The sequence below is a fragment of the Micromonospora sp. LZ34 genome, from assembly GCF_052981855.1.
Genome location: NZ_JBRIQN010000002.1, coordinates 268,428 through 283,234, shown reverse-complemented (window position 1 = coordinate 283,234; position 14,807 = coordinate 268,428). Strand labels below are relative to the sequence as shown.

The 14,807-nt window shown below is 76.1% G+C and carries 13 protein-coding genes; 1 reads left to right on the top strand and 12 read right to left on the bottom strand.

Going from position 1 to position 14,807, the window contains the following annotated elements; all coding sequences use genetic code 11:
- Positions 1-34 precede the first annotated feature (34 nt).
- Genes ACVCAH_RS03650 through ACVCAH_RS03630 form a run of 5 tightly spaced genes read right to left on the bottom strand, consistent with a single transcriptional unit; the run spans position 35 to position 5,662 of the window.
- A complete protein-coding gene (locus tag ACVCAH_RS03650; protein ID WP_447134597.1) occupies positions 35-997 on the bottom strand; it encodes a complex I subunit 1/NuoH family protein in 963 nt (320 codons plus the stop codon).
- Positions 997-3,438 carry a hypothetical protein gene (locus ACVCAH_RS03645; protein ID WP_447134596.1) on the bottom strand — a complete coding sequence of 814 codons (2,442 nt, stop codon included), beginning with the start codon at positions 3,436-3,438 and terminating at the stop codon, positions 997-999. The genes ACVCAH_RS03650 and ACVCAH_RS03645 overlap by 1 nt, the downstream gene beginning before the upstream one ends.
- Before the next feature lie 47 nt (positions 3,439-3,485).
- Positions 3,486-3,803 carry a divalent-cation tolerance protein CutA gene (gene cutA, locus ACVCAH_RS03640; protein WP_447134595.1) on the bottom strand — a complete coding sequence of 106 codons (318 nt, stop codon included), beginning with the start codon at positions 3,801-3,803 and terminating at the stop codon, positions 3,486-3,488.
- A gap of 9 nt (positions 3,804-3,812) precedes the next feature.
- The gene (locus ACVCAH_RS03635; protein WP_447134594.1) at positions 3,813-4,829 is read right to left on the bottom strand and encodes a 1-acyl-sn-glycerol-3-phosphate acyltransferase; all 1,017 of its coding nucleotides are present in this window, start codon (positions 4,827-4,829) and stop codon (positions 3,813-3,815) included.
- Positions 4,829-5,662 (bottom strand): patatin-like phospholipase family protein, encoded by an 834-nt coding sequence (locus ACVCAH_RS03630; protein ID WP_447134593.1) that lies wholly within the window; start codon positions 5,660-5,662, stop codon positions 4,829-4,831. The genes ACVCAH_RS03635 and ACVCAH_RS03630 overlap by 1 nt, the downstream gene beginning before the upstream one ends.
- Before the next feature lie 130 nt (positions 5,663-5,792).
- Between ACVCAH_RS03630 and ACVCAH_RS03625 the strand changes: the two genes are divergently transcribed.
- Positions 5,793-7,253, top strand: coding sequence for a protein kinase domain-containing protein (locus ACVCAH_RS03625; protein ID WP_447134592.1), 1,461 nt, complete (start codon positions 5,793-5,795; stop codon positions 7,251-7,253).
- A gap of 21 nt (positions 7,254-7,274) precedes the next feature.
- Here the strand turns inward: ACVCAH_RS03625 and ACVCAH_RS03620 are convergent, their stop codons facing one another.
- The 7 genes from ACVCAH_RS03620 to ACVCAH_RS03590 form a co-directional block, all read right to left on the bottom strand.
- Positions 7,275-8,336: a glycosyltransferase family 4 protein gene (locus ACVCAH_RS03620; protein ID WP_447134717.1), complete on the bottom strand. Its 1,062-nt coding sequence runs from the start codon at positions 8,334-8,336 to the stop codon at positions 7,275-7,277.
- 175 nt (positions 8,337-8,511) lie between these two features.
- Entirely contained in the window at positions 8,512-9,183 is a 672-nt protein-coding gene (locus ACVCAH_RS03615) for a BON domain-containing protein (RefSeq protein ID WP_447134591.1), read from the bottom strand.
- A gap of 112 nt (positions 9,184-9,295) precedes the next feature.
- Positions 9,296-10,927, bottom strand: a complete 1,632-nt coding sequence (locus ACVCAH_RS03610; RefSeq protein ID WP_447134590.1) for a trypsin-like peptidase domain-containing protein — start codon at positions 10,925-10,927, stop codon at positions 9,296-9,298.
- Between the two features lie 62 nt (positions 10,928-10,989).
- Positions 10,990-12,552 (bottom strand): sensor histidine kinase, encoded by a 1,563-nt coding sequence (locus ACVCAH_RS03605; protein ID WP_447134589.1) that lies wholly within the window; start codon positions 12,550-12,552, stop codon positions 10,990-10,992.
- Entirely contained in the window at positions 12,549-13,250 is a 702-nt protein-coding gene (locus ACVCAH_RS03600; RefSeq protein ID WP_447134588.1) for a response regulator transcription factor, read from the bottom strand. The genes ACVCAH_RS03605 and ACVCAH_RS03600 overlap by 4 nt, the downstream gene beginning before the upstream one ends.
- 98 nt (positions 13,251-13,348) lie before the next feature.
- Positions 13,349-13,963, bottom strand: coding sequence for a PadR family transcriptional regulator (locus ACVCAH_RS03595; RefSeq protein ID WP_447134587.1), 615 nt, complete (start codon positions 13,961-13,963; stop codon positions 13,349-13,351).
- Positions 13,960-14,790 (bottom strand): DUF4097 family beta strand repeat-containing protein, encoded by an 831-nt coding sequence (locus ACVCAH_RS03590; RefSeq protein ID WP_447134586.1) that lies wholly within the window; start codon positions 14,788-14,790, stop codon positions 13,960-13,962. The genes ACVCAH_RS03595 and ACVCAH_RS03590 overlap by 4 nt, the downstream gene beginning before the upstream one ends.
- Positions 14,791-14,807 lie beyond the last annotated feature (17 nt).

Genomic DNA, 14,807 nt, shown 5'->3' with positions numbered 1-14,807 from the left:
CGCAGCGCCGGCGGGGAGCGCGCGCGGCGGCGGGTCAGAGGGCGACGCGGACGGCGGCGGTGAGCACCAGTTGGGCCAGCGCGGCCGGGACCAGGACCAGCCAGCACAGCCGCTGCAACTGGTCCTCGCGCAGCCGCGGGAACGCCACCCGCAGCCAGATGACCAGGAACGACACGGCGAAGACCTTCAGCAGCGTCCAGAGCCAGCCGAGCTGGGCGTCGGCGAACGGGCCGTGCCAGCCGCCGAGGAAGAGCACGGTGGTCAGCGCGGCGATCACCACGATCCCGACGTACTCGGCGAGCAGGAAGAAGGCGAACCGCAGGCCGGTGTACTCGGTCATGTAGCCGAACACCAGCTCGGAGTCGGCGATCGGCATGTCGAACGGCGGCCGGCGGATCTCGGCCAGCCCGGCCACGAAGAAGATGATCATCGCGGGCGCCTGCCAGAGCAGCCACCAGGGCTGCCACGCCTCGACGATGCCGGGCAGGCTGAGCGTGCCCGCCGCCATCGCCACCGACGCCGCCGCGAGCACCAGCGGCAGCTCGTAGCCGAGCAGCTGGGCGGCGCCGCGCAGCCCGCCGAGCAGGCTGTACTTGTTGGCCGACGCCCACGCCGACATCAGCACCGCCACCACGCCGACGCCGACCACGGCCAGCACGAAGAAGAGGCCGATGTCCAGCGGCTGCCCCACCAGGTCGCCGGGGCCGAGCGGGATGACCAGCAGGACGAGCAGGTAGGGCACCAGGGCGACGGCCGGGGCCAGCCGGAAGACCGCCCGGTCCGCCTCGGCCGGGGTGACGTCCTCCTTCTGCACGAACTTCACCCCGTCGGCGATCAGCTGGGCCCAGCCGTGGAACGCGCCCGCGTACATCGGGCCGAGCCGGCCCTGCATGTGCGCCATCACCTTGTGCTCGGCCTGCCCGACGAGCAGCGGCAGGGTGAGGAAGGCGACCAGCACGCCGCCCACCCGGATCACCAGCTCCAGCCAGAGGGGCATCAGGCCGTACCTCCGTCGTCGTCGGCCCGCTCGGTCGCGGCCGGCCCCTTCTCGGACGGCCGGTCCGCCGGCGGACCGGAGCGGGCGGTCCCCGCGCCGCGGCCACCGGGCGCGCCCGGCAGCGGTCCGGCGTTCGTGGCGGCGGAGTCGGCCGGCGGCGGGCCGTCGGCGGGCCGGGCGGCGCGGCGGGGCCACAGCTGCGCCGCGGCGGCGAGTGCCAGCACGGCCAGCGCCAGGCCCGCCGGCAGGGCCGCCGGGTCGGGCTCCGCGGCGGGCCGCCCCGACCACGGCGCGGGCGGATCGCCGTACGGGGCGACCAGCGCCGTCAGCAGTACCGGCGCGACGGCGAGCACGGCCACCGTCAGCAGCACCGCCCCGGCGATCCGCCGGGCCAGTTCGCCCGCCGGCAGCGGCACCCCGAACCGGGCCCGGGACCCGCTCAGCGCCACCAGCAGCACGGCCACGGCGGCGTAGAACGCCACCGGCTCGTCGGCCGGTACGGCCAGCGGCCCCAGCCCGACCAGCCCGGCCGCCACGGCCAGCCCGGCCGAGGCGTACCCGGACAGATCCGGCCAGTGGCGTCGGACGGCGAGCAGCACGGCCGGCAGCAGCGCGGCGGCGCCGAGCGCGGCCCGCGCCTGCCACCAGGCCGGCGCTCCGGCGCCGATCAGCGCCACCGCCCCGCCGGCCGGCACCGCGAGCAGCGCGGCGGCGAGCGCGAACCCGCCCACCGCGCGCTGCACCGGCGTGCCGCGCCGCCCGGCGGCCGCTGCGGCCACCCCGGCGACCAGGGTCACCGCGAGCGCCGCGCCGGCTCCGGCGGGAGCGGCCAGCCCCACCAGCAGGCCGTGCCCGAGCAGCACCGCGCCGGCCGCCGCCGTGGTCAGCACGGTCCACGAGCGGGCCGGCCGGGTGGCCGCGGCGACCAGCAGCGCCGCCCCCAGCGCCAGGTCCGCGACCAGCACCACCGGCCAGGGCGCCGGCCCGGCGGCGGGCAGGGCGAGCGCGATCGACGCCACGCCCGCCGCGGCCAGCGCCGGCCGCGCCGCCGCGGGCAGCAGCACCGCCACGGCGACCACGGCGAGCGCTACCGCCACCGGGAGCTGCCAGCCCCAGGCGAGGTCCGGCCCGGGGGCGGCGCCCCGCCACGGCGGCACCGACCGGGCGACAGCACCGCCGGCGAGCACGACGGTGATCAGCACGGTCAGCTGGGCCGTCCCACCGGCCACCACGAGCGCGCCGGTCCGCGGACCGCGGCGCCACCCGGCCGGAAGCAGCCGCACCGCGCCGGCCAGCCCGGCCGCGACCAGCGCCGCCGCCAGCAGCAGCAGCGAGGCCCGCAGCTCGGCCACCGGGCGGAGCAGGGCGGCAGCCAGCACCGGCACCAGCAGTCCGGCGGCCTCCGCGCGGAAGACCACCCCGCCGGCGAGCAGCGCCGCGCCCAGCAGGGTCAGCGCCGCCAGCAGCAGCGGCAGCCCGGCCAGCAGCGGCGTCCCGGCCGCCCGACCGAGCAGCAGCGGCAGCAGCGCGCAGCCGGTCGCCACGACCAGCGCGGCGGCGTAGCCGACCCAGGCGGCGACCCGGCCGGCGAGCGCCGCACCGGCCGGCCGGCCGCGCAGCGCGACGAGCACGGCCAGGTCGAGCAGCGCCACCCCGACGAAGACCACCGACCAGCCTGCCGCCTCCGGTCGGGTCCCGGCGGCGAGCAGCGGCAGCACCGGCTGGGCGGCCAGCAACGCCGCGAACCACGGCACGGTGAGCCCGCTGAGCCGGGCATATCCGGCGGCGGCCGCCGCGCTGGCCCCCCCGACCAGCGCGGCGTACCGGGTCTCCGGCCAACCGGCCACCCCGAACAGGTCCACCGACCAGGCGGCGTAGCCGTCCAGCACCACCAGCAGCAGCCCCACCGCGGCGAACGTCTCCGCGGTGCCCCGCAGCCCGCGCCGCACCGCCGCGAGCGGTGCGGCCAGCGCCAGCGCGGTGACCGCGGCCAGGATCAGCGCCCGTCCGGCCACCCCGACGGCGGCCCAGGCCACCGCGGTGAAGACCACCGCCGCGGTGCCGAGCAGCAGTCCACCGAGGACGAAGAGCAGGCCCTGCACGGTGCGGGTCGAGGTCTCCGCCACGCCGGCCACGGCGGGCGGGGCGGGCCGCTGCGGCACGCCGACCACGGCGGGCGGTCGCGCCCCGGGCGGCGGGAACTCCGCCCGGATCGCGACGGCCAGCCGGTCCCGCCGCTGCCGGGCCGTCGCCAGCCGGTCGACCAGGCCCTGGTACGTCTGCCGGGCGCGCTCCGCCTCGGCGCCGAGCGCGACGATGTCCCGGTCGAGGCGGGTCACCTCGGCGGCGGGCGGGTACGGCGGCCGGCCGCAGCCGGAGCAGCCGGAGCCCAGGTCGGCGGGCGCGCCGCAGGCCGGGCAGGGGTAGCCGGTGTTCTCCACGCGGCCATCATCGACGGCCGGGGCTCAGCCGCCCAGAGTGCGCGTACTCAGGGCCGGGTCTGCTCGCGCACCCACGCCGCGTACGGCGGATCACTCTCCACCCTGGTCACCAGGATCTCCGGCACCTCGTACGGGTGGCCGGTCCGGATCTGGTCGACCAGCGCGGCGAGCCGGTCCGGCGCGGTCTTGAACTGCACCGACCACTCGGTCTCGGTCTCCACCGCGGCCCGCCACCAGTAGGTGCTGTCCACCTGGCCGCCCACCTGCGCGCAGGCCGCCAGCCGCCCGTCGACCGCCGCGCCGGCCAGCGCGTCGGCGACCGACCGCGCGTCCACCACCGTCGTCACCACGCAGATCTGGTCCACGACCGCACCCTACGCGGGTCCGTCCCGGTTGACCGCGATCCACTCGTCGATCCGGCTCCACCAGTCGAAGAGCCAGTCGATGCGCTCCTGCCGGCCGGTCGGCACCTCCTCCGGCGGCACCGACCAGAAGCGCATCACGATCCGCTTGTCCATCGGCAGTTCCCGCCAGACGTCGGCGACGGTGAGCATCCGGTCGAGCCCGGTGTGCGCCACGAAGATCACCCCGGCCTCGGGGGCGGCGTCCAGCGCGGCCAGCAGCCCGCCGGGCTGCGGGGCGAGCACGTGCTGCATCCGTTCCGCCCGCAGCGCCATCCGCTCCAGGCCCAGGGAGCGCAGCCGGGCGATCGCCCGGAGCCGGCGTTTCGGGGTGAAGTTGCCGCCCTCCGGGAAGATCACGAACGCGTCGTCGTCGTCCAGGTCGGTGGCCAGGTGTCCGATCTGGTCGGTGACCGACCCGCGCCCGTTCGGCCCGGGCGCGAGGAACCGGTTCGGCAGCCGGTTGAGCAGCACGTCGATCGCCGGGTCCCACTGCAGGGTGTCCTTCAGCACGATCCGCGGCTCGCGGCGGAACCAGTTCACCAGGGCGTGGATGAGGATGAACGAGTCGCCCGGCCCGGCGTGCCGACAGAGCACCAGCTCGGGCCGGCCGGGCAGGGCGGTGTCCGGGTCGGTGCCGACCACGTCGATGCGCAGCCGCAGCGTCCACCGGGCCTGCCAGAACAGCAGTCGCAGGAACCAGCCGGCGAGCAGGTAGTGCGCGCGCTGGAAGCCCGGGGCGCGGGCCCGCCAGCCGCAGCCGGAGGCGAGCCAGAGCAGGAAGAGCGCGAGCAGCGCGGCGGCGTCCCAGACCAGGTAGACGCAGCCGAACCAGAGCAGCCGCAACGGACGCAACCGGCCCGGGACCAGCGGCGACGCGGCCGCCGCGAGCAGCGCCCAGACCGGCAGCGTGGTCACCACCGTGAAGGCGAGCAGCACCACTCCCGGTGCCAGCAGCACCCGGCGTACCCACCGCGGCGGCAGCGGCATCAGCGCTCCAGCTGGGTGTTCAGGTAGCGCCGGGAGGCGGTGTACGCCCGGCTGATCCGCCGCCCCACCGCCGCCATGTCCCGGTACGCCCAGGGGGTGTCGTCGCGCGGGTTCAGGCCGCCGGTGGGCAGCACGTGCACCTCCACTCCGGCCGGCAGGGCGGCCATCTCCCGGGCGAACCGGTGCCGGCGGGCGATCTCGAACGCGACCTGCGCGATCTCCCACGGCCGGCGGGGCGGGGTCAGCTCCCGTTCGATCCGGCCGACCTGGAGAACGAAGATCTGCCCGGCGCCGGCGGCGACCGCCTCGCCGATCGGGATCGAGTTCACGATCCCCCCGTCGACGAAATGCTGGTCGCCGATCCGGGCCGGCGGCAGCAGCCCCGGTACGGAGGCGGAGGCGAGCACCGCCGGCACCACCGGCCCGCTGTCGAACCAGTACTCGGCGGCCCGCTCGATGTTCGCCGCGCAGCACCGGAAGGGCACCCGCAGGTCGGCGAAGGTGGTCTCCGCGCCCAGCTCGCTCTCCAGCAGCTTGCGCAGCGGGCGGGGCGAGTGCAGGTGGGTCCGGGCGGCGAACCGGCGCAGCTGCCGGGCCACCGAGTCGCCGTACACCTCGCTGGCCTCGGGGGAGGCCCAGAGCCGGACCAGCCGGTCGGTGACCGCCTCGGACGGGTCGGCGGCGACCAGCGCGCCGTTCACCGCGCCGATCGAGGTGCCGAGCACCAGGTCCGGCCGGATCCCGGCGCGGAACAGCGCGCGCAGCATGCCCACCTCGACCGCGCCGAGGACACCGCCGCCCCCGAGCACGAACGCCACCGGTCCCCGCGACATGTCGTTCATCCTGGCACGCCCGCGCCGGTGCCCCCGCGGAGCGGGTCGGCGCCCACGCCGCCCCACCCGTTGACAGGCCGGACACATTCACGCAACCTGATACCGCTCCCACCCGAGGCAGGTGCGATCCGTGAAGCCAGCGCTGCACCCCGGCCGGTTGCTGGCCCGCCGGTACCGGCTGCTCGACCAGATCGGCGCCGGCGGGATGTCGGTGATCTGGCGGGCCCACGACGAGGTGCTGGACCGGATCGTCGCGCTGAAGGTGCTCGCCCCGTCGCTCGCCGCCGACGCCCGGTTCCGGGACATGGTCCGCACCGAGGCGCGCTCCGCCGCCCAACTGGTGCACCCGCACGTGACCTCGGTGCACGACTACGGCGAGACGGTCGCCTCCGACGGCTCGATCACCTCGTTCGTGGTGCTGGAGCTGCTGGTCGGCGAGGAGCTGGAGCTGCGGCTCACCGAGGGCCCGCTGCCGTGGCCCGAGGCGGTGGAGATCGGCGCGCAGGTGGCGGACGCGCTCGCCACCGCGCACCGGCTGGGCATCGTGCACCGCGACATCACCCCGGCCAACGTGATGATGACCCCGGTCGGCGCCAAGGTGCTCGACTTCGGCATCGCCACCCGGGTCGGCGCGCCCGATGAGGACGAGGACGGCGGCACCTTCGGCACCCCGGCGTACGTGGCACCGGAACGCCTCGACGGGGCGCCCGCGCAGCCGGCCACCGACGTGTACTCCCTCGGTGTGCTGCTCCACGAGGCGTTGACCGGCCGGGTCCCGTACCCCGCCGACACCTGGGACCAGCTCAGCGCCGCGCTGGCCACGGGCGGGCCACCCTCGCTGGCCGGGGTGCCCGGGCTGCCGCCGGAGGTGGCCCGGACCTGCCTGCGCTGCCTGACCGGGGATCCGGCCGGGCGGCCCACCGCCCGTCAGGTCGCCACCGTGCTGCGCGACCACCTGCTTCCGGATCCGCAGGCGGCCGCCACGCTCGCGCCGCCCCTGACCCCGCCCGCGCCCACCGCGGCTCCGACGGCACCGGCGCCCGGCCACGCCCCGACGGCCACCGTCGGCCGCCCCGCGCCGGTACCGGGGCCGGCCCGGCGGGTGCCGCGCCCGGCGCTGGTCGCGGCGGTGGCCCTGCTGGCCTCGGCGGTTCTGGCCGTGCCGGCGCTGTGGCCGGACCGGTCCCCGCCACCGGCGGCGCTGCTCACCACGGAGGCGACCGGGCAGCCGACGCACCGCGTGCCGGAGACCACCCCCCGCACGTCGGCGCCTGCCGCCGAACCCCGGCCCGGCGGGTCGACCGGCGCGGTGCCCGGGCCGGACAGCCTGCTGACGGTGGCCAACCGGCTCGACGGGCTGATCGGCGCCGGGCTGGACGGCGGCGAGATCCGCGCCGACGTGGGCCTGGACCTGCGCAACGAACTCCGCAACCTGACCGCCGCGGTGGGCTCCGGGCCGGCCGACCTGACCGGGCCGGTGGCCCGGCTGCGCGAGAAGGTGGCCACCCGGCTGCGCGAGGGTGGCATCTCCCCCGGGTACGCCGAGCGGCTGGACGTGGCGATCGCGGAGCTGGGTGCCGCGCGGGTCTGAGCGTTCCCGACCGACGGGTGCTCAGCGCGGCGCGGCCCGGACCGGCTCGCGGATGCCCAGGTACGGCACCGCTCCGGCGACGAACCGCCGGTAGACGTCCTCGTAGCCGATCGCGATCCGCTCGGTGGAGAAGTTCTCCGCGACGTGCGCCACGCAGTCGGCCGGGTCGAGGCGCTGCGCCTCGCGCAACGCGTCCGGTAGCTCCTCGGCCCGGTCGCAGACCAGGCCGGTCACCCCCTGCCGGACCAGCTCGGGCACCGCGCCGCGGTTCAGCGCCACCACCGGCGTGCCGGTCGCCATCGCCTCCACCATCACCATGCCGAACGGCTCCTCCCACTGGATCGGCATGATCAGGCAACGGGCGTCGACCAGCATCCGCAGCGCGGCGTCCCGGTCGGCGTCGAGCACCACTGTGACGTCCTCGCCGAGCATCGGCCGGACCACCTCCTCGTAGTACCGGCGTTCCGGCGGCTCGTTGCACTTGCCGGCGAGCACCAGCGGCAGGCCGGCCGCGCGGCAGGCCCGGATCGCCGCGTCCGGCCCCTTGTCCGGGCTGAACCGGGCCAGCCAGAGCACCGGCCCGGTGGCGGGCCTGGTCTTGCGCGGCACGCCCCGCAGGTCCATCGCGTTGTGCACGGTGCCGACCCAGGGCAGCCGGGGATTCAGCCGGCGCTGGGCGTGCGAGATGGCCACCAGCCCCACGCCCTGGTCGGTGTCGCTGAGCACGGTGCCGTACTCGCCCACCGGGTTGCCGTGCACGGTCGCCACCGTGGGCACCGCCCGGCGGCCGGCGACCAGCGGGCCGATGGTGGTGTGGTCGTGGATGACGTCGAAGTCGTCGGCGCTGATCAGCTGGTTGACCCGGGCCAGGTGGGCCAGCTCGGGCAGCGCCTCGCCGAGCCGCTCGTACTGCAGGTCCGGACCGGTCGGGACGACGTCGGCGGCGGTGCCGTGCTCCCCCCCGGCGCCGAACAGGGTCACCGCGTGCCCGCGGGCGACCAGCGCGTCCACCAGCACCGCGACCACCTGTTCCAGGCCGCCGTACCCAGGCGGGGGCACCGACAGCCACGGCGGGACCACCATGGCGATCCGCAGCGGCCGCGCCGGCGAGCGGTCGCCCGGCAGGTCGTTCACGGCCACGAGTCCTCCCCCGTCCGTCGCGTCGGTGGGCGGGCGGTCCGCCGGCCGGCGTCCGTCCCGACCCGCCCGCTCAGGATCGGCGGCGCTTTCCCGGCGGCGACCCGGCTAAACCGGGCGCTCAACCGCCCACCAGGAGGTGGACGCGCACCGCCCCCACGCCCTCGGCGGACCACGCCGTCCGTTCCGCCTGATCCCGTTCCCACCAGGAGCGGACCACGCCCTCGAGGGTGACCGTGTCGCCGTCCACCGTGACGGTCACCCGCTCGGTGCCGATCCCCCGCGCCAACGCCCGCTGGATGTCCCGTCGGGTGCGCTCGCCGTCCGGGCGGGCGGGGGGCCGCACGTCGACCAGGTTGGTCACGCCGCGGACACCCCGCAGCCGCCGCACCTCGTGCTCCGCGGTGCGCCGCTGCCAGCCGAACTCCACCTCGCCACGGAGCATCACCCAGCCGTTGGCGACGGTGACGTCCAGCCGCTCGGCCGGGACGAAGCTGTCCCACTCCAGCGCCCGGCTGACCGCGATCGCGATGTCCTCGTCGGTCCGCTCGGCCGAACCGGGCAACCGGACCTCGACGTCGTCGGCCACCACCCGCACCCCGCGGACGCGCTGCGCGCAGCGCTCGGCCGCCCACTTCGCCGCGGTGCTGTCCACCCAGCCGGTGAGCGTCACCACGCCGTCATGCACGGTCACGCCGACCTCGTTCGGCTGCACCCGGACGTCCCAGGCCAGTTCCTCGAGCACGTCCCGCTGGATCTGCGCGTCGGTCCGGACGGTCGCTGCCGTGGTCATCGCACCCTCCCACTGCCGGGTCTCCTGCCGACGGTGCCCGCGGGGCGGGTGACGGTGGTTCACCCGGTCCGGGTGAACCACCCGGAAAAGGAGGAGGCAGGCTCGGTACGGATTAGGACGCTTCGGCGAGCGTCACGGTTGCCGTCGATTCGGATCCGTTTCGCTGGTACGTCACCTCGACCCGGTCCCCGACCCGGCCGGCCTGCACGGCGCCGACCAGATCGTTGGAGTCGTTGATCACCTTGTCGCCGAACCGGGTGATCACGTCGCCGCGCTGCAGGCCGGCCTTCTCGGCGGCGCTGCCCGGGGTGACCGAGGCGACCAGCGCGCCACCGTCCGGGGCGGCGTTGACGCTCACGCCCAGCGACGGGTGGCTGACCTTCTCGCCGCGCTGGAGCTTGCCGGCCACGTCCTTGGCCTTGTTGCTCGGGATGGCGAAGCCCACCCCGATGTTGCCGCTGCCCTGCCCGGCGGTGGCGATCGCGGTGTTGATGCCGATCACCTCGCCGCGGGTGTTGACCAGCGCGCCGCCGGAGTTGCCCGGGTTGATCGGCGCGTCGGTCTGCAGCAGCCCGGAGATCGAGCTGGCCCCCTGGCTCGGGTCCTGCCGCTGCTCGGCGCTGCCGGCCTGGATGGTGCGGTCCCGGGCGCTGAGGATGCCGGCCGTCACCGAGCCCTGCAGCCCCAGCGGGCTGCCCAGGGCGAGCACCTGGTCGCCGACCTGCATGGCATCGCTGTCGCCCAAGGTGGCCGGCTTCAGGCCGCTGACCCCGGAGGCCTTCACCACGGCCAGGTCGGTCTTCGGGTCGGTGCCGACGATCCGGGCCTGGGCGCTCTTGCCGTCGGCGAAGACCACCCGGACGCTGTTTCCGCCGGCCGCGGCGACCACGTGGTTGTTGGTGAGCACGTAGCCGTCGGCGCTGAGGATCACGCCGGAGCCCTCGCCGCTGTCGGTGTTGATCGAGACGACGCTGTCCTGCACCGAGGCGGCGATCCGCGGCAGGTCGGCGCCGTTGATCACCGGTGCGGCGGAGTAGGTGCGGGTGATCCCGCCCGAGTCGCCGTCCACGGCGAGCGCGAGGGCGCCGCCGGCGACGCCGGAGCCGAGCATCAGCGCCAGCACCGCGACGCCCGCGCCGGCGAACTTGGCGATCCGGCCGGGGCGCGGCGCGGGGGGCGCCGGGGCCCAGGCCGGGGCCGGCTGCTGCTGCGGGAAGACCGGACCGGTCGCGCCCGGCTGCCCCCCGCCGGCCCAGCCGGAGTGCTGCCCGGAGTACCAGGGGCCGCCCGGGTAGCCGCCCTGCGGCTGGCCGGGCCCGCCCGGGTAGGGGTAGCCGCCGGCCTGCGGGTGACCGGAGACCGGGTAGGGCGGGGCGGACGGGGTGGCCGCGGCCGGCTGGCCGGCGGGCACGGTCCCCAGCGGCACTGTCGGCTCGGTGGCCGGAGCGCCGACGGGCGGGCTGGGGGCGCCGGCCGGTTCCGGGGTACGGGCCGCGGCGTCGGCGTCGGTCCGGGTCGGCTCGGCGGTGCCCGGGTCACCCGGGGCCGGGCCGGTCGAGCCGCCGGCGTTCGTCGTGGCCGCGGTCGCGGCGGTGGGCTGCTCGACGGCCGGCGCGGCGCCGGCCTCGGTGGTCGGGGAGTCGGACTGCGCGCGCTCGACGTGCGGCAGCTCGGCGGTGGGGTGCGACGGCTCGGCGTCGGTGGGGGCCGGCCGGCGCTGCGGGTCGGACTCGTACTCGGTCATGGCTCCACCTTGCCCCGGGGCTCTGCGACCAGCCTGGAACCGGCCTGAAGGTTCGCTGAAAGTCATTCGCCGTCAGCCTCCGCGTCGGGCACCAGCGGCAGCCGGACCCGGAAGGTGGCTCCCCCGCCCGGGGTCTCGGCCACCTCCACCGTGCCGTGGTGGGCGCTCACCAGCGCGGCGACGATGGCCAGGCCGAGCCCGGTGCCGGTGTTGCCGCCGGCCCGCCGGGTACGCGCGGCGTCCGCCCGGTAGAAGCGCTCGAAGACGCGTTCCGCCTGCTCCGGGGAGAGACCGGGGCCGGTGTCGGCCACCTCCACCACGCCCAGGTTGCCCGGCTCGGCCCGCAGCCGCAGGGTCACCGCCGCGTCCGACGGGGTGTGGGTCAGCGCGTTCGTCATCAGGTTGCCGATGATCTGCCGGAGCCGGGCGTCGTCGCCGTAGACCACCAGCGGGCCGGAGCCCGGTTCGATCTCGAGCTCGATCCGGCGGTCCGGGTCCACCACCCGGGCGGCCTGCACCGCGTCGCTGGCCAGCACCGGCAGCTCGACCGGGGCGAGGGACAGCGGCCGCTCCCGGTCCAGCCGGGCGAGCAGCAGCAGGTCCTCCACCAGCAGGCCCATCCGGGCCGCCTCGTCCTCGATCCGGCGCAGCAGGTCGGCGGTCTGCTCCGGGGCGCGGGCCGCGCCCTGCCGGTACAGCTCGGCGAAACCGCGGATGGTGGTCAGCGGGGTACGCAACTCGTGCGAGGCGTCCGCGACGAACTGCCGCATCCGCTCCTCCGAGCGGCGGGCGCGCGCCTCGGACGCCTGGGCCGCGCCGGCCGCGTCCCGGGCGCTGGCCTCGGCGGCGCGGGCGGCGGTCTCCGAAGCGGCCCGGGCGGTGAACGCCGCCTCGATCTGGGTGAGCATCGCGTTCAGCGCGCGGGACAGCCGGCCCAGCTCGGAGGTCGGGCAGGGCTGGCCCTCCTCCGGGTCGGGCACCCGCCGGGTGAGGTCACCGCCGGCGATGGCGGCGGCGGTCTGCTCCATCTCCACCAGTGGCTTGAGGCTGGTCCGGACGATCGCCGCGCCGATCGAGGCGAGCAGGATCAGCACCGCCCCGCCGACCAGGACGTCGATCCAGACCAGCCGGGTGACCGCCCGGTCGACGTCGGTGAGGTGCTGGCCGAACGCCAGGATCCGGCCGTTGTCCAGCTGGGTGTAGAGCATCCGCCAGCGGGTGTGGCCGTCGACGGACCGGACGGTGAACGGTTCGCCGACCTCCTCGGCGAACCCCTGGTAGCTGGTGGGCATCGGGGGCAGTTCCCCGGGGCGCAGCCCCGAGTAGTACGCGGTCGGATCGACGCTGGCCGGCGGAAACGCCTGCGCGGCCACGTAGTCGCTGGGGATGCCGACCGAGATCTCGTTCCCCTCCCGCCGGGCCCGTTCGAGCGCCTGCGCCACCCCGGCCGTGCCGCCCCGCAGCTCGCCGTCGACCTGGTCGACCAGGTAGCTGCGGAGGAAGAAGGCGGTCAGCGAGCTGATCACCAGCAGCGCGAGCGCCACCAGGGCGAGGACGGAGGTGACCAGCTTGACCCGGAGCGGGACGCCTCGGAGCCTTACCTTCGCCTGCTGGTACGGGTTCACGCCGCCGGCTTGCGCAGCACGTAACCGACACCCCGCAGGGTGTGGATCAGCCGGGGCTGGGTGTTGTCCACCTTGCGGCGGAGGTACGAGATGTAGGACTCGACGATGTTGTCGTCGCCCCGGAAGTCGTAGTTCCACACGTGGTCGAGGATCTGCGCCTTGGACAGCACCCGGTTGGCGTTGAGCATCAGGTAGCGCAGCAGCTTGAACTCGGTCGGCGAGAGCTGCACCCGCTGGCCGGCCCGATGCACCTCGTGGGTCTCCTCGTCCAGCTCCAGGTCGGCGAAGGTGAGCCGGGACGGGGCCTGCTCGCCGGTGCTGGTACGCCGGAGCACGGCCCGGATCCGGGCGGTCAGCTCCTCCAGGCTGAACGGCTTGGTGACGTAGTCGTCGCCGCCCAGGGTGAGCCCGCGGATCTTGTCGTCGGTGGCGTCCCGGGCGGTCAGGAAGACCACCGGGGTGCGGGTGCCGCCCTCGCGCAGCATCCGGATCACCTCGAAGCCGTCCAGGTCGGGCAGCATCACGTCGAGCACCACCAGGTCGGGCCGGTGGTCCTTCGCGGCGCTCAGCGCGGCGCTGCCGCTGGTCGCGGTGGCCACGTCGAAGCCCGCGAACCGCAGGCTCGCGGAGAGCAGCTCGAGGATGTTGGGATCGTCCTCGACGACGAGCAGGCGCGCCTCGGTCTGGGTAGCGGGCATGTGCCCATCATCCGCGTTTTCGCTGCGTCCGGGCTGGGCGCTCGCTGGAAAAATCCTGTGAGCCGGCCGCCCCGGACGGGCGGGTGACCGCCGGCGGGTCAGCGCAGCAGCCGGCGCAGCCCGTCCAGGGCACCGTCGAGCAGCCGGATCGCCGTGCGGAGCTGGGCGTCGCTGAGCCGGCGGGCCCGCACCAGCGCGGCCACCTCGCCGGTGAAGGCGGCCAGCCGCTGGTCGAACTCGGCCTGGGCGGCCGGCTCCGGCCCGGGCCGCGGCCCGGTGGCGGCGGGCGCGGGAGCCGGCGGCCCCCACCGGCCGCGCCGGGTCTGCCGGGTCGCCTCGCGCAGTTCCCGCTTGAGATCGCGGACCGACCCGCTCACCTCGCTGCGGATCTCCCCGGCCAGGGTGGAGAGATCCTCCACCGAGGCGACGATGTCCGATTCCAGGGCGGCCAGTTCGCCGGCCCGCTGGCGCAGCTCGGCCCGCCCGGCGTCGGTGATCTCGTAGACCTTGCGGCCGCCGGCGGCGGTGTGGCTGACCCGGCCGTCGGCCTCCAGCCGCTGGAGCCGGGGGTAGATGGTGCCGGCGCTGGGCGCGTACAGGCCGAGGAAGCGCTCCTCCAGCAGCCGGATCAGCTCATAGCCGTGCTTCGGGCCGTCGTCGAGGAGCTTGAGCAGGTAGAGCCGGAGCCGCCCGTGACTGAACACGGCGGTCACGGCAGCTCCTCCTCGTCGTCGTCCACCGGGCGGGCGAGCAGCGCGATGCTGCCCGACGTGGCGGACGCCGAGAGCCTACCCTCGCCGGTGCCGAGCACCCCCTCGCTGTCGAACACCGCGCCGAGCGCGGCGTTGCCGCGCACCGCCGGGAAGCCGCTGGTGATCCGCCCGGACGAGGTGTGCAGCCGGACGGCGAGGTCGCTGTCCTCCCGGACCCGGACGGTGATGCTGCCGGAGATCGTGCTCAGCCGGATGTCGCTCCGCCGCGGGTTGTCGAAGTCGCAGGTGATGGCCCCGGAGACGGTCTGCGCGCGGACCTGGCCGGCGGCGCTGTCGGCGAGGATCACCTCGCCGGAGACCGTCTCCACGTCGAGGTCGCCGGTCACCCCGAGCGCCTCCACCGGACCCGACACGATCTTCGCGGCGGTCCGGCCGCGCAGCCCCATCAGGGTGATCTGGCCGGCGGTGACGTCGGCCCGGGTCTGCCGGCGCAGGCCCGAGGCGACCAGCGAGCCCTCGATGAGGTTGAGGTCGGCGAGCACGTCGGCGGGGACCGCGACCGAGACGTCGACCCGGGGCAGCCGGGCCAGCGGCCCGACCCGGAACAGCAGGTCCCACCACCGGTCGCCGCGCTGCTGCCGGACGGAGAGCCGGCCGTCGCGGTGCTCCACCCGGACCGGCCGGCGGCCGACCCGGGTGACGTCCAGCCGGGCCGGACCGTCGGTGGCCACCACGTTCAGCCGGCCACTGACCAGGTGGACGTCGAGCTGGGTGACCGGCCCGTCCAGGGTGAGCCGCTGCGGGCTGTCGACGGTCCACTCGGTCATGGTTCCTCCCCTCGGCG

Coding starts and splice junctions, on each gene's coding strand:
- ACVCAH_RS03650 (WP_447134597.1), bottom strand. CDS start 997: ATGCCCCTCTGGCTGGAGCTGGTGATCCGGGTGGGCGGCGTGCTGGTC.
- ACVCAH_RS03635 (WP_447134594.1), bottom strand. CDS start 4,829: ATGCCGCTGCCGCCGCGGTGGGTACGCCGGGTGCTGCTGGCACCGGGA.
- ACVCAH_RS03630 (WP_447134593.1), bottom strand. CDS start 5,662: ATGTCGCGGGGACCGGTGGCGTTCGTGCTCGGGGGCGGCGGTGTCCTC.
- ACVCAH_RS03620 (WP_447134717.1), bottom strand. CDS start 8,336: ATGGTGGTCCCGCCGTGGCTGTCGGTGCCCCCGCCTGGGTACGGCGGC.
- ACVCAH_RS03615 (WP_447134591.1), bottom strand. CDS start 9,183: ATGACCACGGCAGCGACCGTCCGGACCGACGCGCAGATCCAGCGGGAC.
- ACVCAH_RS03610 (WP_447134590.1), bottom strand. CDS start 10,927: ATGACCGAGTACGAGTCCGACCCGCAGCGCCGGCCGGCCCCCACCGAC.
- ACVCAH_RS03600 (WP_447134588.1), bottom strand. CDS start 13,250: ATGCCCGCTACCCAGACCGAGGCGCGCCTGCTCGTCGTCGAGGACGAT.
- ACVCAH_RS03590 (WP_447134586.1), bottom strand. CDS start 14,790: ATGACCGAGTGGACCGTCGACAGCCCGCAGCGGCTCACCCTGGACGGG.